The sequence below is a fragment of the Brevibacterium sp. JSBI002 genome, assembly GCF_026013965.1.
Classification (GTDB): Bacteria; Actinomycetota; Actinomycetes; order Actinomycetales; family Brevibacteriaceae; genus Brevibacterium.
The window spans coordinates 1,999,122-2,015,923 of record NZ_CP110341.1 but is presented as its reverse complement, the minus strand read 5'-3'; the positions used below and the strand labels follow the sequence as shown (position 1 = coordinate 2,015,923).

Genomic DNA, 16,802 nt, shown 5'->3' with positions numbered 1-16,802 from the left:
TCGGCGAGGGGATTCCCTACCCCGAGGCTGCCGTCGGGTTCCCCGGGAACCCGACGGATTCCAGCGCCTGTGGACTCCGCACCGGATGGTCTACATCGACGGTCAGGACAAACCGAAGGACGACCGCGCCGAGGAGTGCCCGTTCTGCACGGCTCCGTCGAAGTCCGACGAGGACGGACTCATCGTCGCCCGCGGTCAGCACGTGTACGCGGTGCTCAACCTCTACCCGTACAACCCGGGCCACCTGCTCATCTGCCCCTATCGTCACGTGGCCGACTACACGGATCTGACTCACGAGGAGACCGTCGAACTCGCCGAGTTCACGCAGAAGGCGATGCACGTCATCCGGGCTGTGTCCGGACCTCACGGATTCAACCTGGGTATGAATCAGGGACCCGTGGCCGGCGCAGGAATCGCCGCCCACCTGCACCAGCACGTCGTCCCGCGCTGGGGCGGAGACGCGAACTTCCTGCCCGTGATCGCCCAGACCAAGGCCCTGCCGCAAGTGCACGCCGATGTGCAGGCACGGCTCAAAAAGGAATGGAACAGATGAATCCTGAAGATCTTGGCACTCTTGCCGAGTACTCCTCACCCGTGCTGCGCGGCGACGAAGCCGTCATCACGATCCGTCGACCCGACCTCGAGACCAACAGCTACCTCTCTCAGCTGTTCTCCTTGGGCGACGACAGTTCCAGACGGCTGACCCACTCGTGGGCTGACTCGAACCCGCAGTGCGGCCCGAACTGGTCCGGCTACCTGAGCGCGGAGAAGAAGGCCGCCCCGCAGCTCTTCGTCGGCGACAGCCTGGAGACGGCACACCAGATCACGGACAACCACCTCGGCGTGTCCGAATTCGCCCTCGACGACACCCGTTCCAGGGCGCTCTACGTCGCCCGCGTCGCCGAACCCGGACGCTACGGGGTCGACGATGCCATTCCGGCGGCCGAGGAAGCCCCACGCCGGATCACCACGGCCTCGTACCTGGCCAACGGCCTCGGCTATACGAACGACCGTCCGGCGCGGGCCTTCCTCGTCGACCTCGCCGAACCCGGTCTCGGCACCGTGGGCCTGCGCGGGTCCTCCGAAGTTCCGCTGTCGACTCTGCTGACGACCCCGGACAGCGACGTCCACGATCCGCAGTTCTCCCCGGACGGCACGCGAATTTCCGTCGTCTCCGCACTCCACCCCGACCACGGGCAGCCCGACCTGCGCTCGACGGTCTGGCTGCTCGGGGGAGATGCGCCGACATCACTCGAGCTGCCGTCCATGGACGTCGGTCTGCACCTGTGGCTCGACGAAGACACTGTCCTGCTGCTCGGCAATGCGCTGACCCGTGACGAACTCGACTTCGTCGGCCAGATGCCCGGGCTCTTCATCCACACCGTGTCGACCGGCTCCACGAGGCGGCTGACCGACCCGGAGACCGTGGCGCTGGCACCGATCCCGCCGCAGATCCGCGAGGGAGCGGTCATCGCCGCCGTCGACACAGACGGGGCCACCCGGATCGTTCGCATCGGCTTCGACGCCGCAGAGATCGGCGTGGATGACCTCGAGTTCCTCACCGACGACACCACTGTCGTCAACGGCTTCGACGCCGACGAGGAAACGCTCGTCTTCACCGGATCGACCCCGCACTCTCCAGCCGTGCTCGGCCGCATCGCCCTCGGCGGGCCCGCGGCGTCCGGGGCCGCCTCGGCGAGGGGGTCCACTGTGATCGTCAAGGAACATCCGGCACCGGCGAACTCCGTCCTGCCCCAGGTGCTGCGGGTGCCAGGCGTTTCCGGGACGATCACCGGCTGGCTGGCCAAACCGCACGGAGACGGGCCGTTCCCCGTCATCCTCAACATCCACGGCGGGCCTTTCGCCCAGTACACGCATTCGTGGTTCGACGAGACCCAGGTGCTCACGTCCGCAGGTTACGCCGTCGTGTTCTCGAACCCGCGCGGATCCGGCGGCCGCACCCGCAGCTGGGGGACCGCCGTCCAAGGAGACATGGCGGCACCGGCGATGGCCGATGTGCTCGCCGTCCTCGACCACGCCCTCGACCTCGATCCCTCCCTCGACCGCAGCCGTCTGGGCATCCAGGGCGGATCGTATGGGGGATATCTCACAGCCATGACGATCGCCGCGGACCATCGCTTCCGCGCCGCCATCGTCGAACGCGGCTACCTCGACCCCGACAGCTTCGTCGGGACCTCCGACATCGGCCGCTTCTTCACCGAGGAGTACACGAGCCGCAGCCGCGAGGCGATCGCGGCCCAATCACCTCTGGCCCACGCTCCACAGGTCGGCACACCGACCTTGGTGATGCACTCGGAACTCGATCTGCGCTGCCCGCTGGAGCAGGCACAGCAGTACTATGCGGCCCTCCAGAGAGCCGGGGTCGACACCGAGATGCTCATCTTCCCCGGGGAGAACCACGAGCTCTCCCGGGCCGGGCAGCCCCGCCACCGCAGGCAGCGCTTCGAAGCCATCCTCGACTGGTGGGATCGCCGTCTGGGCGGCGAAGATCGGGAACAGTCACAGGATGGCCGACATCGTCCGGAGGCAGCTGATCCCGCTGTGGCCGGAGCGGCCGACTCCGCGTCATGAGCGCCGAGTTGGCCGGGACCGCGCAGAGCCGATATCGTTCTCTGGGCCGCTGTCGCGCTCTTGCCGAAATCCCCCAGCGTCATTATTCTGCAAACACTTGCCTCCCTTCGCCGCCGACCACTGGAGAAACATGAAACCTCGTAAAGCCTCACGGGTCGTATTACTCAATGAGCGCGACGAGGTTCTCCTGATCCGTGCCCAGGATCTGCTGACCCCCAGCCACCAATGGTGGATGACCTGCGGAGGCGGTTCCGAACTCGGCGAGTCGGCAGCGCAGACGGCGGCCCGGGAACTCGCGGAGGAGACCGGGATCGAATGCGAACCTCACGAACTCATCGGTCCCTTGGCCACGCGCGACGAGGTCTTCGAATTCACGGAGAAGTCGCTGCGCCAGGTCGAAACCTACTTCGCGTTCCGCACCAGCGAGGACATCGAACTCGAAGACGCGGTATGGACGGACATCGAGAAGCGCAGCCTGCTCGAATTCCGCTGGTGGACTCGGGAGGAGCTCCTGGCCACGACGGAGACGATCTATCCGAAGAACCTCCTCGGCCTCATCGACCTGGCCACCGCCGGGTCCGTTCCCGACGTGCCGCTGGTCATCGACTGAGCTCACGATCGCGGAACCGAACAGGTTCGCAGCGAAGTCCGGTGCGATTCCGTACGGAATCGCGCACGGGAAGTCTGCATGAGTCGGGGCGGTCAGCGTATAGACTTGAGAGGCTGTAACTACAGGAAGGAACACCAGTGTCAGGTCATTCCAAATGGGCAACGACTAAACACAAGAAGGCTGCCATCGATGCCAAGCGCGGCAAGCTGTTTGCCAAGCTGATCAAGAACATCGAGGTGGCCGCACGCAACGGTGGACCCGACCCCGACGGCAACCCGACGCTGTTCGATGCGATCCAGAAGGCGAAGAAGAACTCGGTCCCCGCGGACAACATCACCCGTGCGGTCAAGCGCGGCGGCGGTCTCGACGGCTCCGGTGTCAACTACGAGACGATCATGTACGAAGGCTACGCCGCCGGCGGTGTGGCACTGCTCATCGAATGTCTCACCGACAACCGCAACCGCGCCGCGTCCGAGGTGCGCGTGGCCGTGACCCGCAACGGCGGTTCGATGGCCGATCCCGGTTCGGTGACGTACAACTTCAACCGCAAGGGCGTCATCACCGTCAATGCAGAGGAGACCGACGAAGAGGCCATTCTGCTGGCGACCATGGACGCCGGAGCCGAAGAGGTCAAGGAAGTCGGCGAGAAGTTCGAGATCATCTGCGAGGCCACCGACCTCGTGGCCGTGCGTACGGCCCTCGTCGACGCCGGAATCGACTACGACTCGGCCGAGGCCTCCTTCGTGCCCGAACTCGAGGTCAGCCTCGACGCAGAGACCGCGAGCAAGGTATTCTCCCTCATCGATGCGCTCGAAGACAGCGACGAGGTGCAGAACGTCTACTCGAACGCCGATGTCAGCGATGAGGTCCTCGCCGAACTCGATGCCTGATGCGCATCCTCGGTGTTGATCCCGGCCTGACCCGGTGCGGGCTCGGTGTCATCGACACCCTGCCCGCCCGGAAGGCGAAGATGGTCGCCGTCGACGTCCTGAGGACTCCTTCGGCCGATTCCGTCGACCTCCGTCTCGGTGCCATCGCCGAGGCGTTCGACAGCTGGCTGGACACGTACCGTCCCGATGTCGTGGCCATCGAACGCGTCTTCGCACGCAACGATGTGTCCACGATCATGGGCACCGCCCAGGCATCGGGACTGACCATGGGACTGGCCGCCCGCCGCGGTCTGCCGGTGGCTATGCACACCCCATCCGAGGTCAAGGCCGCGATCACCGGTTCGGGCCGTGCGGACAAGAAGCAGGTCACCTCGATGGTGACGCGGATCCTCGGACTCGATGCACCACCGAAGCCCGCCGACGCCGCCGACGCCCTGGCGATCGCGATCTGCCATTCCTGGCGCGGGGCGCTGTCGGCCCAATCGACGCCGGGGATCAATAAGGACCTGACCGAACGCAAGGCCGGCGGGAGGCAGGGCAGCGGACTGACGAAGGCCCAGCAGCAGTGGGCCGAGGCCATGCGGCGCGCCAAGTGAGCATGGGGGAGCGGGCGCCTGCTAACCTGGATTCGTACACGTGTTCCCCTTAAGAAAGGCTGTCCGTGATCAGTTTCCTCAGCGGTACGGTGCATCGGATCGCAGCTGACCACCTCGTCGTTCTGACCTACGGCGTCGGCCGGAAGGTGCACGTCACCCCGGACACCCTGGCCGGGACTCGGCACGGCGCCGAGATCGAACTGGTCACCAGCCTCGTGGTGCGCGAAGACTCGATGACGCTCTACGGCTTCGGCACCGAAGACGAGAACCACACCTTCGAAGTGCTGCTGTCGATCTCCGGAATCGGTCCGCGTCTGGCTATGGCGATCCTCTCGGTGATGGGACCTGACGAACTTGCCGCCGCGATCACGAATCAGGATGCCAACGCGCTCACCCGAGTCCCCGGAATCGGGAAGAAGGGCGCCTCGCGCATCATCCTCGAGCTGGAGAACAAACTGCCGAAGCTCACCGCTGCCTCTCCCGGACCCACTCTGTCCTTCGGCGGCGGCAACCAGCAGGTCGTCGACGCTCTTGTGGGTCTCGGGTGGAAGGAAGCGCAGGCTGAGGACGTCGTCGCCGACGTCGTCGAGGAGACCGGTGCTGATGCCGGCACCTCCGTGGTCCTCAAGGCCGCTCTGAAGGTTCTGGGTGCGAAGAGATGACAGGCTCGTTCGACCCCGGCTCCTATGAGGTGGACTTCGGTGATCAGGACCTGACCGGAGCCGAACAGGAGAGACTCGTCTCCGGTCGTGCCGAGACGGCCGAACGCGATGCCGAGGCGGCGCTGCGTCCGAAGGGCCTGGCCGACTTCATCGGCCAGCCGCAGGTGCGTGAGCAGCTCTCCCTCGTCCTCGACGCGGCGAAGGCCAGACAGAAGGCACCCGACCATGTGCTGCTCTCCGGTCCTCCCGGGCTCGGCAAGACCACGCTGGCGATGATCATCGCCCACGAGATGAACTCGAGCCTGCGAGTGACCTCCGGCCCGGCCGTCCAGCATGCCGGTGACCTCGCAGCCATCCTGTCCTCCCTCGAAGAAGGTGAAGTCCTCTTCATCGACGAGATCCACCGCATGGCCCGGGCCGCCGAGGAGATGCTGTACGTGGCGATGGAGGACTTCCGAGTCGACGTCATCGTCGGCAAAGGACCCGGTGCCACCGCCATCCCGCTCGACCTCCCGCAATTCACCCTCGTCGGGGCGACCACCCGATCCGGTCTGCTGCCCGCGCCGCTGCGTGACCGCTTCGGCTTCACCGCCCTGCTCGACTTCTATTCGAGCGCCGATCTGCTCACGGTTCTCAAACGTTCGGCCAGGATGCTCGGCATCGATGCCGAACACGCCGGGCTCGAAGAGATCTCCACACGTTCCCGCGGAACCCCGCGAATCGCGAATCGCCTGCTGCGCCGCGTCCGCGACTGGGCCCAGGTGCGAGGGAGCGGAATCATCGACGAGGAGGCCGCCACCAATGCCCTGCGCGTCTACGAGGTCGACGAGCTCGGTCTCGACCGCCTCGACCGGTCGGTTCTGCAGGTTCTGTGCAAGCGCTTCGGCGGGGGCCCGGTCGGGCTGGGAACCCTCGCCGTCTCCGTCGGCGAAGAAGCCGATACGGTCGAAACCGTGTCCGAGCCCTACCTCGTCCGAGAGGGCCTGATCAGCCGCACCCCACGTGGACGTGTGGCCACCACAGCGGCCTGGAAGCACCTGAAAATGCAGATCCCAGCAAACTATGAGTTCTGACCCTGCCTTTGAGTTCGCTATGAGAGGTGAGGACGAACTAAGCTGGTTCACTGATTCATTCCTATGAAAGGCTGATATCTGTGGATTTGCTGATCCCTCTTGCGCTTGCCGCGCTGCTGATCTTTTTCCTGTTCAATTCTCGGCGTAAGCAGAAAGCGCGTGCGGAGCAGATCAAATCGGGTCTCGTGCCCGGCGCGACCGTGATGACGACCTTCGGTGTCTTCGGCACCGTGCTCTCCATCGACGAAGAGAACAACCAGGTGACCATCGAGTCGGGTCCCGGCACGGTTCTGCGCGTCCACCGCCAGGCCATCGGTCAGATCGAGAACAACCAGGCCACAGCGCCCGTCGACGCTCCCGATGCCGCCGCCCCCGCTGCAGATGCCGATGTCGATGTCGACGCAGACGAGAAGCCGGCCATCACCGACGCCGAGCTCGACGCCATGAACGAACGCAAACGCGCCGAGAAGGACACTCCGGACGAGGACGCGTCCGATGACGTCATCGCCGATGAGTCCGTTGCGAAGACCGAGGACGCCGACGCCGAAGCAGTCGCTCAGACCGAGGACGTCGACACCGAGGCCGCCGCTGGGACCGATGCCGACTCCGCCGCTGCGGAGTCCACGGACCCGACTGATTCGGATTCCGACAAGAAGAACTGATCCGTTCTCGCACTCTTCTCCCGACTGAAAGCTGAAACGTGTCCGATATCGAAGAAAAACCACGCCCTGGTTTGCGCTTCCTGTGGCTGACCATCATCACTCTGGTGCTGGCCGCAATCATCGCCGGCGGTGTCATCTGGTCGAATGCCACGACGACTCCGAAGCTCGCGCTCGACCTCGAGGGCGGAACGTCGATCATTCTGGAACCACAGGTGTCCAAGGGCACGGACATCAGCAAGGAGCAGCTCGATCAGGCCGTGGCGATCATCCGCCAGCGCGTCGACTCGACCGGTGTCTCCGAAGCCGAGATCACGACGCAGGGCGACCGCAACATCGTCGTGAATCTGCCGGGCAACCCCGACGAGGAGACTCGAAACCTCGTCCGCTCGTCTGCTCAGCTGGTCTTCCGTCGTGTGGCGCTGGTCGGTGACCCGCGTTCGCAGGAGCAGATCCAGAAGGAACAGGAGAAGAGCGGCGAGGAATCGGGCGGCGATGACGGGCTGAGCGACGAAGAGCGCAAACGCCTCGAGGACCTCACCGGTGCCGACTCGCAGGGCGACGGACAGAGCGAGGACCAGGCTCCGTCCGGCGGCGGCGATGTCGTCAATGCCGGCGGCGAGACGAAGAAGTCGAACGCGGCCTCCGAGAAGACGAAGTCCTCGGAGTCGGAGAGCAAGGACGCGGAGAAGTCCGGAGAAGGCAGCGGATCGAGCGACAGCACGAAGGTCACCGACTCGACGCCGCGGCCGCTCTTCGATCCGGAGAAGGACGCCTCCGAATGGCAGTCCGACAAGATCATCAAGGAGTACACCGAGCTCGACTGCACGGACAAGAAGAACCGGACGGGCGGCGAACAGCAGCCCTCGGACGAGCCGGTCGTCTCGTGCTCCGAAGACGGACAGGCGAAGTACATCCTCGGCCCGGTGGAACTCTCCGGCGATCACCTCGCCGATGCCAGTGCCGGCTATGCCGCAGGAGCCAACGGCGTGCAGACCAACAACCCTGCCGTCAACCTCTCCTTCGACTCCACCGGTCGTGAGATCTTCAAGCAGATCACCTCGGACATCACCGGAAAACAGCAGCCCTACAACCAGTTCGCGATCGAACTCGACGGTCTCGTGCTGTCGGCGCCGAGCTCTGATGTTGTGATCACCGACGGCAACGCCCAGATCACCGGTGCCTTTAGCCTCGACGAGGCGCAGACTCTGGCCGACCAGCTCAAGAACGGTTCGCTGCCGCTGAGCTTCCAGGTCCAGAGCGAGGATCAGATCTCGCCGACCCTGGGATCGAACTACCTCAAGATCGGTCTGCTCACCGGTCTGGTCGGGCTCCTCCTCGTCGTCGTCTACTCGTTGCTGCAGTACCGAGTGCTCGGCCTCGTCACCGTTTCGAGCCTCGTCGTCGCCGGTGTGCTCACCTACCTGCTGCTGCTGTTGGCATCGTGGAGATACGGCTACCGACTGTCCCTGGCCGGTGTCGCCGGTATCATCATCGGCATCGGCATGGCGGCGGACTCGTTCATCGTCTACTTCGAACGTGTCCGAGACGAACTGCGCAGCGGCCGCAATCTGCTCTCTGCTGTCGAGGTCGGCTGGGACCGTGCCAAGCGCACGATCTACGCTTCGAAGGCAGTGAACATGCTCGCCGCGGTCATCCTCTACATCCTGGCCGTCGGCTCTGTGCGAGGCTTCGCCTTCACCCTGGGACTGACCGTGATCATCGACGTGCTCATCGTCTTCCTGTTCACCCATCCGATGCTGCAGTTCCTGGCCCGCACGAAGTTCTTCGGCGAGGGCCACCCGATGTCCGGAATGGATCCGCGTCTGCTCGGAGTCAAACCCGCCGCCTACCGCGGCGCGCTCAATCTGTCCATCGATGACAAGGACAAGTCGCCCGAGGCCAAGCGGCGCGAGAAGGCACGGATGCGCAAGGCCGGAATGAGCGCAGACGACTCCTCCGATGCGACAGCCGCGGCGGCAGCTGCGTCCGAGTCGGAGGAGACCACGGCGACGTCCACGGCAGACGATTCCACGACCGGCACGGCCACGACCACGAAGTCGAAGAGCACGAAAGCGGCGAAGTCCGCGGCTGCGACGGGCGGAATGACCATCGCCGAGCGGAAGGCCGCGGCCCGACGGGCCGAGAAAGACGATGCCGTCGAAGACTCGACGGCTGACGACGGCAAGGAGACTGACAAGTGAAACGGTTCTTTGCCTGGGGCAACCGCCTGCACAGCGGCGAATCATCGATCCCCTTCGTCGGCAAGGCGAAGCTGTGGCTGGCCATCTCCGGAGTCCTCGTGCTCCTGTCCCTGCTCGTCCCGCTCATCTTCGGCTTCAACTTCGGCATCGCCTTCAAGGGCGGTTCGCAGTTCCAGGTCGACCACGTCAGCGACACCTCGGCCGCCAAGGGCGAAGGCATCATCAACGATGTCGTCTCCGGGGCCGAGCCGCGCCTGACCCCGACCAGTGACACGGCCGTCCAGATCGAGACGAACCAGCTCACCGACCCGCAGATGCAGGAAGTCCGAGACGCTCTCGTCGCCGGCTACGACGTGAAGGTCGAAGACGTCACCTCGACGTTCGTCGGACCCGAATGGGGTCAGGACGTGACGTCGAAGATGATCCGCGCACTCGTCATCTTCGTGGCCATCGCACTCGTCGTCATGGCCCTGTACTTCCGCACTTGGAAGATGTCGCTCGCGGCGATCGTCGGCCTCTTCGTCGTGATGATCGTGACCATGGGCATCTACTCGGCCACCGGCTTCGAAGTCACCCCGGAGGCCATCATCGGCTTCCTCACCGTGCTCAGCTTCTCGCTCTATGACACGGTGGTGGTCTTCGACAAGATCCGAGAGAACACGACGAGATTCGAGGAGAAGCGGAATCTCAAGTTCTCCGAACTCGTCAACCTCGGTGTGAATCAGACTACAGTGCGCTCGATCAACACCTCAGTGGTGTCGGTGCTGCCGATCGCGTCGATCCTCTTCATCGGCGTGTTCCTGCTGGGTGCTGGAACACTCGTCGATATCTCGCTGTCCCTGTTCATCGGTACTATAGTGGCAGCCGCTTCGACGCTGTTCGTCGCGAGCCCTCTCTACGCCCTCCTCCGGGCAAATGAACCGGCGGTCAAGGCACAGGAAGAGGCCGTGCGTGAACTACGCTTGAAGGATGGGGGAGCAGACGTCCCACCGGTGACTCACGCCGAAGTCTGATTCCCGAGAGAGGAGATGTTGTGGCTTCGTCCGCCGATTCGCGCCGTCCGCGAGGCATCTCCCGCTTAGCCTGGTGGGCGGCCAGGGCACAGAACAACCCTGGCTACCCGCGAGTGCTCGGCCCGATGATCCGGGCCCTGCAGTCGAACCATCCGAAGGCGGACATCGACCTCGTCGTCAGGGCCTACAAGGTCGCCGAGGAGGCTCACCGAGGGCAGACCCGCAAGTCCGGTGACGCCTACATCACCCACCCCATCGCGGTGGCGACGATCCTTGCGGAGATCGGCATGCTGCCGGTCACGCTCGCCGCCGCTCTGCTGCACGACACCGTCGAAGACACCTCGTATTCGCTCGACGAACTCACCGAGGAGTTCGGCTCCGAAGTCGCGGCCATGGTCGACGGGGTGACGAAGCTCGACAAGCTCACCTACGGGCAGGCCGCGCAGTCCGAGACCGTGCGCAAGATGATCGTGGCGATGGCCAAGGACATCCGCGTCCTCGTCATCAAGCTCGCCGACCGTCTGCACAATGCGCGCACCTGGCGATTCGTGCCCGCCTCGTCAAGCACGAAGAAGGCTCGCGAGACCCTCGACATCTTTGCCCCGCTGGCCCACCGGCTGGGCATGAACACGATCAAATGGGAACTCGAAGACCTGTCCTTCCAGGTCCTCCATCCCAAGGTCTACGACGAAGTGGTCCGGCTCGTCGCGGATCGTGCTCCCGAGCGTGAGAAGTATCTGGCCACGGTCTCCGAGGAGCTCCAGGGCGAACTCAAGGAATCCGGAATCGACGCCTCCATCACGGGGCGCCCCAAGCACTACTACTCGATCTATCAGAAGATGGTCGTGCGCGGACACGAGTTCGCCGACATCTACGATCTCGTCGGAGTCCGTGTCCTCGTCGAATCCGTACGCGAATGCTATGCCACGCTCGGCATCGTCCACGCCCGCTGGAATCCTGTTCCCGGACGGTTCAAGGACTATATCGCGATGCCGAAGTACAACATGTACCAGAGCCTGCACACCACGGTGATCGGGCCGGCCGGCAAGCCCGTCGAGATCCAGATCCGGACCCACGAGATGGATCGCCGTGCAGAATTCGGCGTCGCCGCTCACTGGAAGTACAAGGATCTCAACAAGTCGTCGAAGGCCGTGACCTCGAACACCGCGCGTTCGGTGAAGGTCTCCGACGCCGGTGAGGTCGACGACGCCGCCTGGCTGCGACAGCTGCTGGACTGGCAGCGAGAGGTCTCCGACCCTGATGAGTTCCTCGACAGCCTCCGCTACGAGGTGAACTCGAAGGAAGTCTACGTCTTCACGCCCAAGGGCGAGGTGATGAGCCTGCCCTCGGGAGCCACCCCCATCGACTTCGCCTACGCAGTGCACACCGAGGTCGGGCACAAGACGATGGGTGCCCGCGTCAACGGTCGCCTCGTCGCCTTGGACACGGAGCTGAAGAACGGGGACTCCGTCGAGGTCTTCACCTCGAAGGACGAGAACGCCGGCCCCAGCCGCGACTGGCTCGGCTTCGTCAAGAGCCCGCGTGCGCGCAGCAAGATCCGCCAGTGGTTCTCGAAGGAGCGCCGCGAAGAGGCGATCGAGAACGGTCGCGAACAGCTCGCCAGGGCGATGCGCCGTCACACGATCTCCGCTGCTTCGCTGATGAGCCAGGAAGCTCTTCAGGTCGTCGCCACGGAGATGCGTCTGCCCGATGTCAGCGCCCTCTATGCCGCGATCGGCAACGGTGTGTCCTCGGCTCAGCACGTCGTCGATCTGCTGGCCAAGGAAGTCGGGGAGGACGACGAGTCTGTCGTGCTGCCGCCGGAGCCGCGCAACCGCACCGGCCAGTCCTCGGGGCATCATTCCTCGTCCGAAGGCGTCATCGTCAAAGGCGTCGACGATGTGCTCGTCAAACTGGCTCGCTGCTGCACCCCGGTGCCGGGAGACGAGATCCTCGGCTTCGTCACCCGCGGTTCGGGAGTCTCCGTGCATCGCGTCGACTGCCCGAACGTCACCTCGCTCAAACGTGAACCCGAACGCATGGTCGAGGTCTCGTGGGGTGAGAAGACGAGCGGAATCTACCTCGTGCAGATCCAGGTCGAGGCCCTCGATCGTGCCGGTCTGCTCTCCGATATCACCAAGGTGCTCACCGAGACCCATGTGAACATCCTGTCGGCCTCGGTCGGCACCTCCCGGGCCCGCGTGGCCCAGTCGAAGTTCGTCTTTGAGATGAGCGACGCGAGCCATCTCGATACGGTGCTCTCTGCCGTGCGGAAGGTCGAAGGCGTCTTCGACGTCTACCGCATCTCCGGCGGCTGATCCTCCCGGTCCAGAGCCGCGCGCATCTGGGCGACGAACGGTCGACGGGCCACCTCGGTGAGGTAGTCCCGGAGCCGGTGGCGGAGACCGCTGGGAATCTCTGCGATGATCTCCCGCAGTGCCCGCGGCGACTCTGCGGTCGGGAACCGGAAGTGCGGGAAGAGCAGATCGTAGAGCGTGCGTTCCTCCGTCGTGATCGGCAGTCCGTCGATGAGATGCCAATCATTCTCCGCCAGGGTCGTCTCATGGACGTCGAATCCGTCATCGGCGATCCACCGGCGCCTGGGCAGCGTGATGAAGTTCAGCGGAGCGGGCGCCCGGCCGAGTCCGCGGTGCACCCACCAGGCGCTGTCGTGGGAGAGCGCGAGTCCGGGTGGGATGAGCGAATGCAGAGCGGCCATCCGCTCAGCGGGGGAGAGGATCGCACCCTTGCGCACCCAGGTCGATTCGGTCAGTCGGATGAGCAGGCCGTCGAGGGTGAGCTCGGTGAGCTGCTCGTACCCGAAATCCCGCAGATGAAACAACGCCTCCATACCCGAACTATCGTCGGATGTGGAGGCGTTGACAAGACTTCGGTGAGCGCCTGTGGACAGGTGCTGACTCGAACGTCAGAAGCTGTGGACGAGCGCCGCAGCCTCAGCCGAGCACTGCGGCCTCAGTCGAGTTCTGCGGCGGTCTGGGCGAGCTGATCCCGCCAGGCGCGACGAGCATCGAGGGCTTCCTTCGCCTCGGCGACGGCCTTCTCATCGCCACCGGACTTCGCGGCCTCGAGCTTCTTCTCGAGGTCGACGATCGACTCGTCGAGCTGACTCAGCGCACCCGAGGTGCGGGCCTTCGTCTCCGGGTTGCTGCGCTGCCACGCGGCTTCCTCGGCATCGGCGAGTGCGCGTTCGACATCGCGCAGACCGTTCTCCATCCGCGAGACATCGGCGCGAGGGACCTTCCCGGCGTCCTCCCACTGGTCTTGGATGTTGCGCAGCTCGCGCTTGGCCGCCACCGGGTCGGTGATCGGCAGCAGCGCCTGAGCCTTCTTCAACAGCTCTTCCTTGACGACGAGGTTGCCCTTGAACTCCTCGTCCAGAGCGGCATTCTCGGCATCGCGGGCGGAGAAGAACACGTCCTGTGCTGCACGGAATCGTGCCCACAGCGCATCATCGTCCTTCCGCGAGGCACGCGGGGCGCGCTTCCACTGGCTCATCAGGTCCTTGTACTTCTGCGACACGGTGCGGAAATCGGTCGACGCCGACAGCGACTCCGCCTCGGCGACGATCTTCTCCTTGATCCGCTTGCCCTCGGCATTGACCTTGTCGAGTTCGGCGAAGAACTCCTTGCGCTTGTGTTCGAACGTGTTCCGAGCCTGTGAAAACCTGCCCCAGAGTTCCTGATCGACGGCACGCGGCAGGCGGGGTCCGCTGCGCTGCATGTCCTTCCACTGGGCGAAGAGCTCGCGCAGGCGAGCGCCCGACTGCTTCCACTGGATCTTCGACGGGTCCTGCTTGGCCAGGGTCTCGGCCTCGACGACGAGAGCCTCACGATCCTCGGCGGCGGCGAGTTTCGCGGCCTGCGCCCGGGCCGCCTGACGGGACTCCGTGGCCTCGGCATCGGAGATGAGTGTGTCGAGAGTGGCGCTCAGCCCCTTGAGATCGCCGACGACGTTGGCTTCCGGCAGTGTTTCCTGCAGCGTCTTCGCCGCAGACACGACCTCACGGCCGGGAGCGCCGGCGGAGAGACGATTGCGCAGCAGGACTGCGCTCTCGGCGAGTTCGACGTACTTCTTCGCGAAGTACTCGAGAGCCTCCTCAGGAGTGGCGTCCGGGTACTGACCGACGGCACGTTCGCCCTCCGGTGTGGTGACGAACACATTGCCGTCCGCATCGGCACGACCATGTGTCACCGCGCGAGCCACCTCGGCGTCGTGGTCGATATGGCTGGCATTGACCACCTGTGCCGCCTGCGGACGCGGCAGCGACGACGGACGGGGGGTCGGCTTCGGTGTCGGGGTCGACATGGTTCTCACCTTGTTTCCATCGGTCGAACCGGCAGGTCATTCCACCCGCCGATCACTCGATTGTGGGATAGACGTTATCCCAGCATAACCATCGGCTGGCGTGTAGATAGACTTTCCACATGGATGTGTTCTCGACCAACGCCGAATTCCTCGACGTCAACTGCTATGCCGTGCGCGCAGACGGCTCCAGCGACTGCATTCTCATCGACTCCGGATACGACTGCGCCCCGGGTCTCGAGAAGCTGCTGAGCGAAGAGGGACTCGAACCTCGGGCGATCTTCCTCACCCACGGCCACCCCGACCATATCCTGGGCCTGACCAACGTGCTCGCCCGCTGGAACGTGCCCGTCCACCTCGGCGCCGCCGACCGGTACCGCCTGGAATCGCCGGCGACAACGCTCAACCCGCAGTTCGCGGCGATGCTGGCCCCGCTCGTCGCAGACTGGAACGCCCCGGCACCCATTGACATCAGTGATGGTGAGAGCTTCGAGATTGCCGGACTCACCATCACCGCAGTCTCCGCACCAGGGCATACGGAAGGTTCCATGCTGCTGCGAGTGAAGGACGGGGACGAGGAAGTCATCTTCACCGGTGACGTCGTCTTCGCCGGAGCCATCGGCCGCGTCGACCTGCCCGGGGGAGACCCTCAGGCGATGGCCGAATCGCTGCGGGCCTTCGCGACACTGCCGGACGTGCCGATCTATCCTGGACACGGCCCTGGCTCACGCGTGAGCACGGAACTCGCGACGAATCCGTTCTTCTGAAACCTCCCACCACTTCACAGCACTCAAACCGCACCGAAAGCAAGGAGCACCATGGCGAAGTCAGCCCGTCTGTCCGGATTCCCGGAACGACTCCCGGCCGAACGCGTGATCGAGAAGACCATCATCGACACCCTCGAACACACCTTCGCCCTGCACGGGTTCTCCGCCCTCAACCACCGCGCCGTCGAACCGATCAGCCAGTTGGCCAAGGACGGCGAGATCGACAAGGAGATCTTCGCCGTCTCCCGCCTCCACTCCGAGGGCGCCGAGCGCAACCCTCTGGGACTCCACTTCGACCTCACTGTGCCCCTGGCCCGCTACATCGCCGACAATGCGAACGAACTGAGCTTCCCGTTCAAGGCCGCTCGCGTCCAGCCCGTCTGGCGGGGCGAACGGCCGCAGGCCGGTCGCTACCGGGAGTTCATCCAGGCCGATATCGACGTCATCGCCGATGGGGAGCTGCCCGGACACTTCGAGGTCGAGATCCCCCTGGCCGTGGCCGATGCGTTCTCCCGGCTCGCCCCGCTCGGCGTGCCCGGAATCAAGATCGTCGTCAACGACCGCAGGCTGCTCGAGGGCTTCGCCCGCGGAATCGGGCTGACGAACATCCAAGCCGTGCTGCGCTGCCTCGACAAATACGACAAGATCGGCCCCGCCGAAGTGGCGAAGCTGCTGGCTGCCGAAGCCGACGCCGATGAGGATCAGCAGCGCCTGTGCCTGGAGCTGGCCGCCATCGAATCCGACTCCCCGGACTTCGCCGACGAGGTGCGCGCCCTCGGCGTCGACCACCCCCTGCTCGAAGCCGGACTCGAATCGCTGACGACTCTGCTGCGAGCCGCAGCCGAACGCGCACCCGGAGTCGTCGTCGCCCAGCTCAAGATCGCCCGCGGCCTCGACTACTACACGGGCGCGGTCTACGAGACCCAGCTGATCGGCCACGAAGAACTCGGTTCCGTATCCTCCGGCGGTCGCTACGACTCGCTGGTCACCGTCGGCAAGAAGAACTATCCCGGGGTGGGCATGTCCATCGGCGTCTCCCGCCTCATGGCGTTCATCCTCGGCGAGACCTCGGAGATCCGTGCCACCCGCGGTACCCCCTCGGCCGTCGTCATCGCCGTCACCGAGGAGGCCCGACGGGCTGACGCCGACGCCGTGGCAGTGACGCTGAGGTCCCGGGACATCCCGTGCGAAGTCTCGCCGAACGCTGCGAAGTTCGGCAAGCAGATCCGCTACGCGGAACGCCGCGGCATCCCGTTCGTCTGGTTCACCGACGGTGAGTCCGGCCACGAGGTCAAGGACATCCGCTCGGGAGAGCAGACCACGGCCGACCCGGACACGTGGACTCCCGCGGAAGACGACCTCTGGCCCCGCGTGTACCGGAGCTGAGCGCGGGGCGACTATCATTGTTCAGGC

General features: G+C 64.9%; 15 protein-coding genes. 13 read left to right on the top strand and 2 right to left on the bottom strand.

All coding sequences use genetic code 11. From position 1 onward, the window contains the following. Nucleotides 1–85 precede the first annotated feature (85 nt). From LJ362_RS09265 to LJ362_RS09215, 11 genes are all read left to right on the top strand, one after another. Entirely contained in the window at nucleotides 86–553 is a 468-nt protein-coding gene (locus tag LJ362_RS09265) for an HIT domain-containing protein (RefSeq protein ID WP_320109109.1), read from the top strand. Then, a complete protein-coding gene (locus tag LJ362_RS09260) occupies nucleotides 550–2,592 on the top strand; it encodes an alpha/beta hydrolase family protein (protein WP_264798767.1) in 2,043 nt (680 codons plus the stop codon). Before LJ362_RS09265 ends, LJ362_RS09260 begins: the two co-directional genes overlap by 4 nt. A 130-nt stretch (nucleotides 2,593–2,722) precedes the next feature. Then, complete coding sequence (locus LJ362_RS09255) at nucleotides 2,723–3,202, top strand: NUDIX hydrolase (protein ID WP_062242804.1); 480 nt, start codon at nucleotides 2,723–2,725, stop codon at nucleotides 3,200–3,202. 137 nt (nucleotides 3,203–3,339) lie between these two features. Continuing rightward, complete coding sequence (locus tag LJ362_RS09250; protein WP_101547192.1) at nucleotides 3,340–4,092, top strand: YebC/PmpR family DNA-binding transcriptional regulator; 753 nt, start codon at nucleotides 3,340–3,342, stop codon at nucleotides 4,090–4,092. After that, nucleotides 4,092–4,688: a crossover junction endodeoxyribonuclease RuvC gene (gene ruvC / locus LJ362_RS09245; RefSeq protein ID WP_264798765.1), complete on the top strand. Its 597-nt coding sequence runs from the start codon at nucleotides 4,092–4,094 to the stop codon at nucleotides 4,686–4,688. Before LJ362_RS09250 ends, ruvC begins: the two co-directional genes overlap by 1 nt. A 65-nt stretch (nucleotides 4,689–4,753) precedes the next feature. Then, entirely contained in the window at nucleotides 4,754–5,350 is a 597-nt protein-coding gene (ruvA, locus tag LJ362_RS09240) for a Holliday junction branch migration protein RuvA (RefSeq protein ID WP_264798763.1), read from the top strand. Further along, a complete protein-coding gene (ruvB, locus tag LJ362_RS09235) occupies nucleotides 5,347–6,423 on the top strand; it encodes a Holliday junction branch migration DNA helicase RuvB (protein WP_264798762.1) in 1,077 nt (358 codons plus the stop codon). The genes ruvA and ruvB overlap by 4 nt, the downstream gene beginning before the upstream one ends. 80 nt (nucleotides 6,424–6,503) lie before the next feature. Then, entirely contained in the window at nucleotides 6,504–7,085 is a 582-nt protein-coding gene (gene yajC, locus LJ362_RS09230; protein ID WP_264798760.1) for a preprotein translocase subunit YajC, read from the top strand. 38 nt (nucleotides 7,086–7,123) lie between these two features. After that, nucleotides 7,124–9,286 (top strand): protein translocase subunit SecD, encoded by a 2,163-nt coding sequence (secD, locus tag LJ362_RS09225; RefSeq protein WP_264798759.1) that lies wholly within the window; start codon nucleotides 7,124–7,126, stop codon nucleotides 9,284–9,286. Then, nucleotides 9,283–10,299, top strand: a complete 1,017-nt coding sequence (secF, locus tag LJ362_RS09220) for a protein translocase subunit SecF (RefSeq protein WP_173152635.1) — start codon at nucleotides 9,283–9,285, stop codon at nucleotides 10,297–10,299. The genes secD and secF overlap by 4 nt, the downstream gene beginning before the upstream one ends. A 20-nt stretch (nucleotides 10,300–10,319) precedes the next feature. Then, the gene (locus LJ362_RS09215) at nucleotides 10,320–12,617 is read left to right on the top strand and encodes a RelA/SpoT family protein (protein WP_139467351.1); all 2,298 of its coding nucleotides are present in this window, start codon (nucleotides 10,320–10,322) and stop codon (nucleotides 12,615–12,617) included. Here LJ362_RS09215 and LJ362_RS09210 read toward each other — a convergent pair. Both LJ362_RS09210 and LJ362_RS09205 read right to left on the bottom strand, forming a co-directional pair. Next, on the bottom strand, nucleotides 12,596–13,150 hold the full coding sequence (locus LJ362_RS09210) for a hypothetical protein (protein ID WP_264798758.1): 555 nt from the start codon (nucleotides 13,148–13,150) through the stop codon (nucleotides 12,596–12,598). The genes LJ362_RS09215 and LJ362_RS09210 overlap by 22 nt on opposite strands. Before the next feature lie 122 nt (nucleotides 13,151–13,272). Further along, on the bottom strand, nucleotides 13,273–14,625 hold the full coding sequence (locus tag LJ362_RS09205) for a DUF349 domain-containing protein (RefSeq protein ID WP_264798756.1): 1,353 nt from the start codon (nucleotides 14,623–14,625) through the stop codon (nucleotides 13,273–13,275). Nucleotides 14,626–14,744: 119 nt separating this feature from the next. Here LJ362_RS09205 and LJ362_RS09200 point away from each other — a divergent pair, with 119 nt between their 5' ends. Beyond that, nucleotides 14,745–15,389 carry an MBL fold metallo-hydrolase gene (locus LJ362_RS09200; protein WP_264798754.1) on the top strand — a complete coding sequence of 215 codons (645 nt, stop codon included), beginning with the start codon at nucleotides 14,745–14,747 and terminating at the stop codon, nucleotides 15,387–15,389. A gap of 51 nt (nucleotides 15,390–15,440) precedes the next feature. Further along, a complete protein-coding gene (hisS, locus tag LJ362_RS09195) occupies nucleotides 15,441–16,775 on the top strand; it encodes a histidine--tRNA ligase (RefSeq protein WP_264798752.1) in 1,335 nt (444 codons plus the stop codon). Nucleotides 16,776–16,802: the final 27 nt, after the last annotated feature.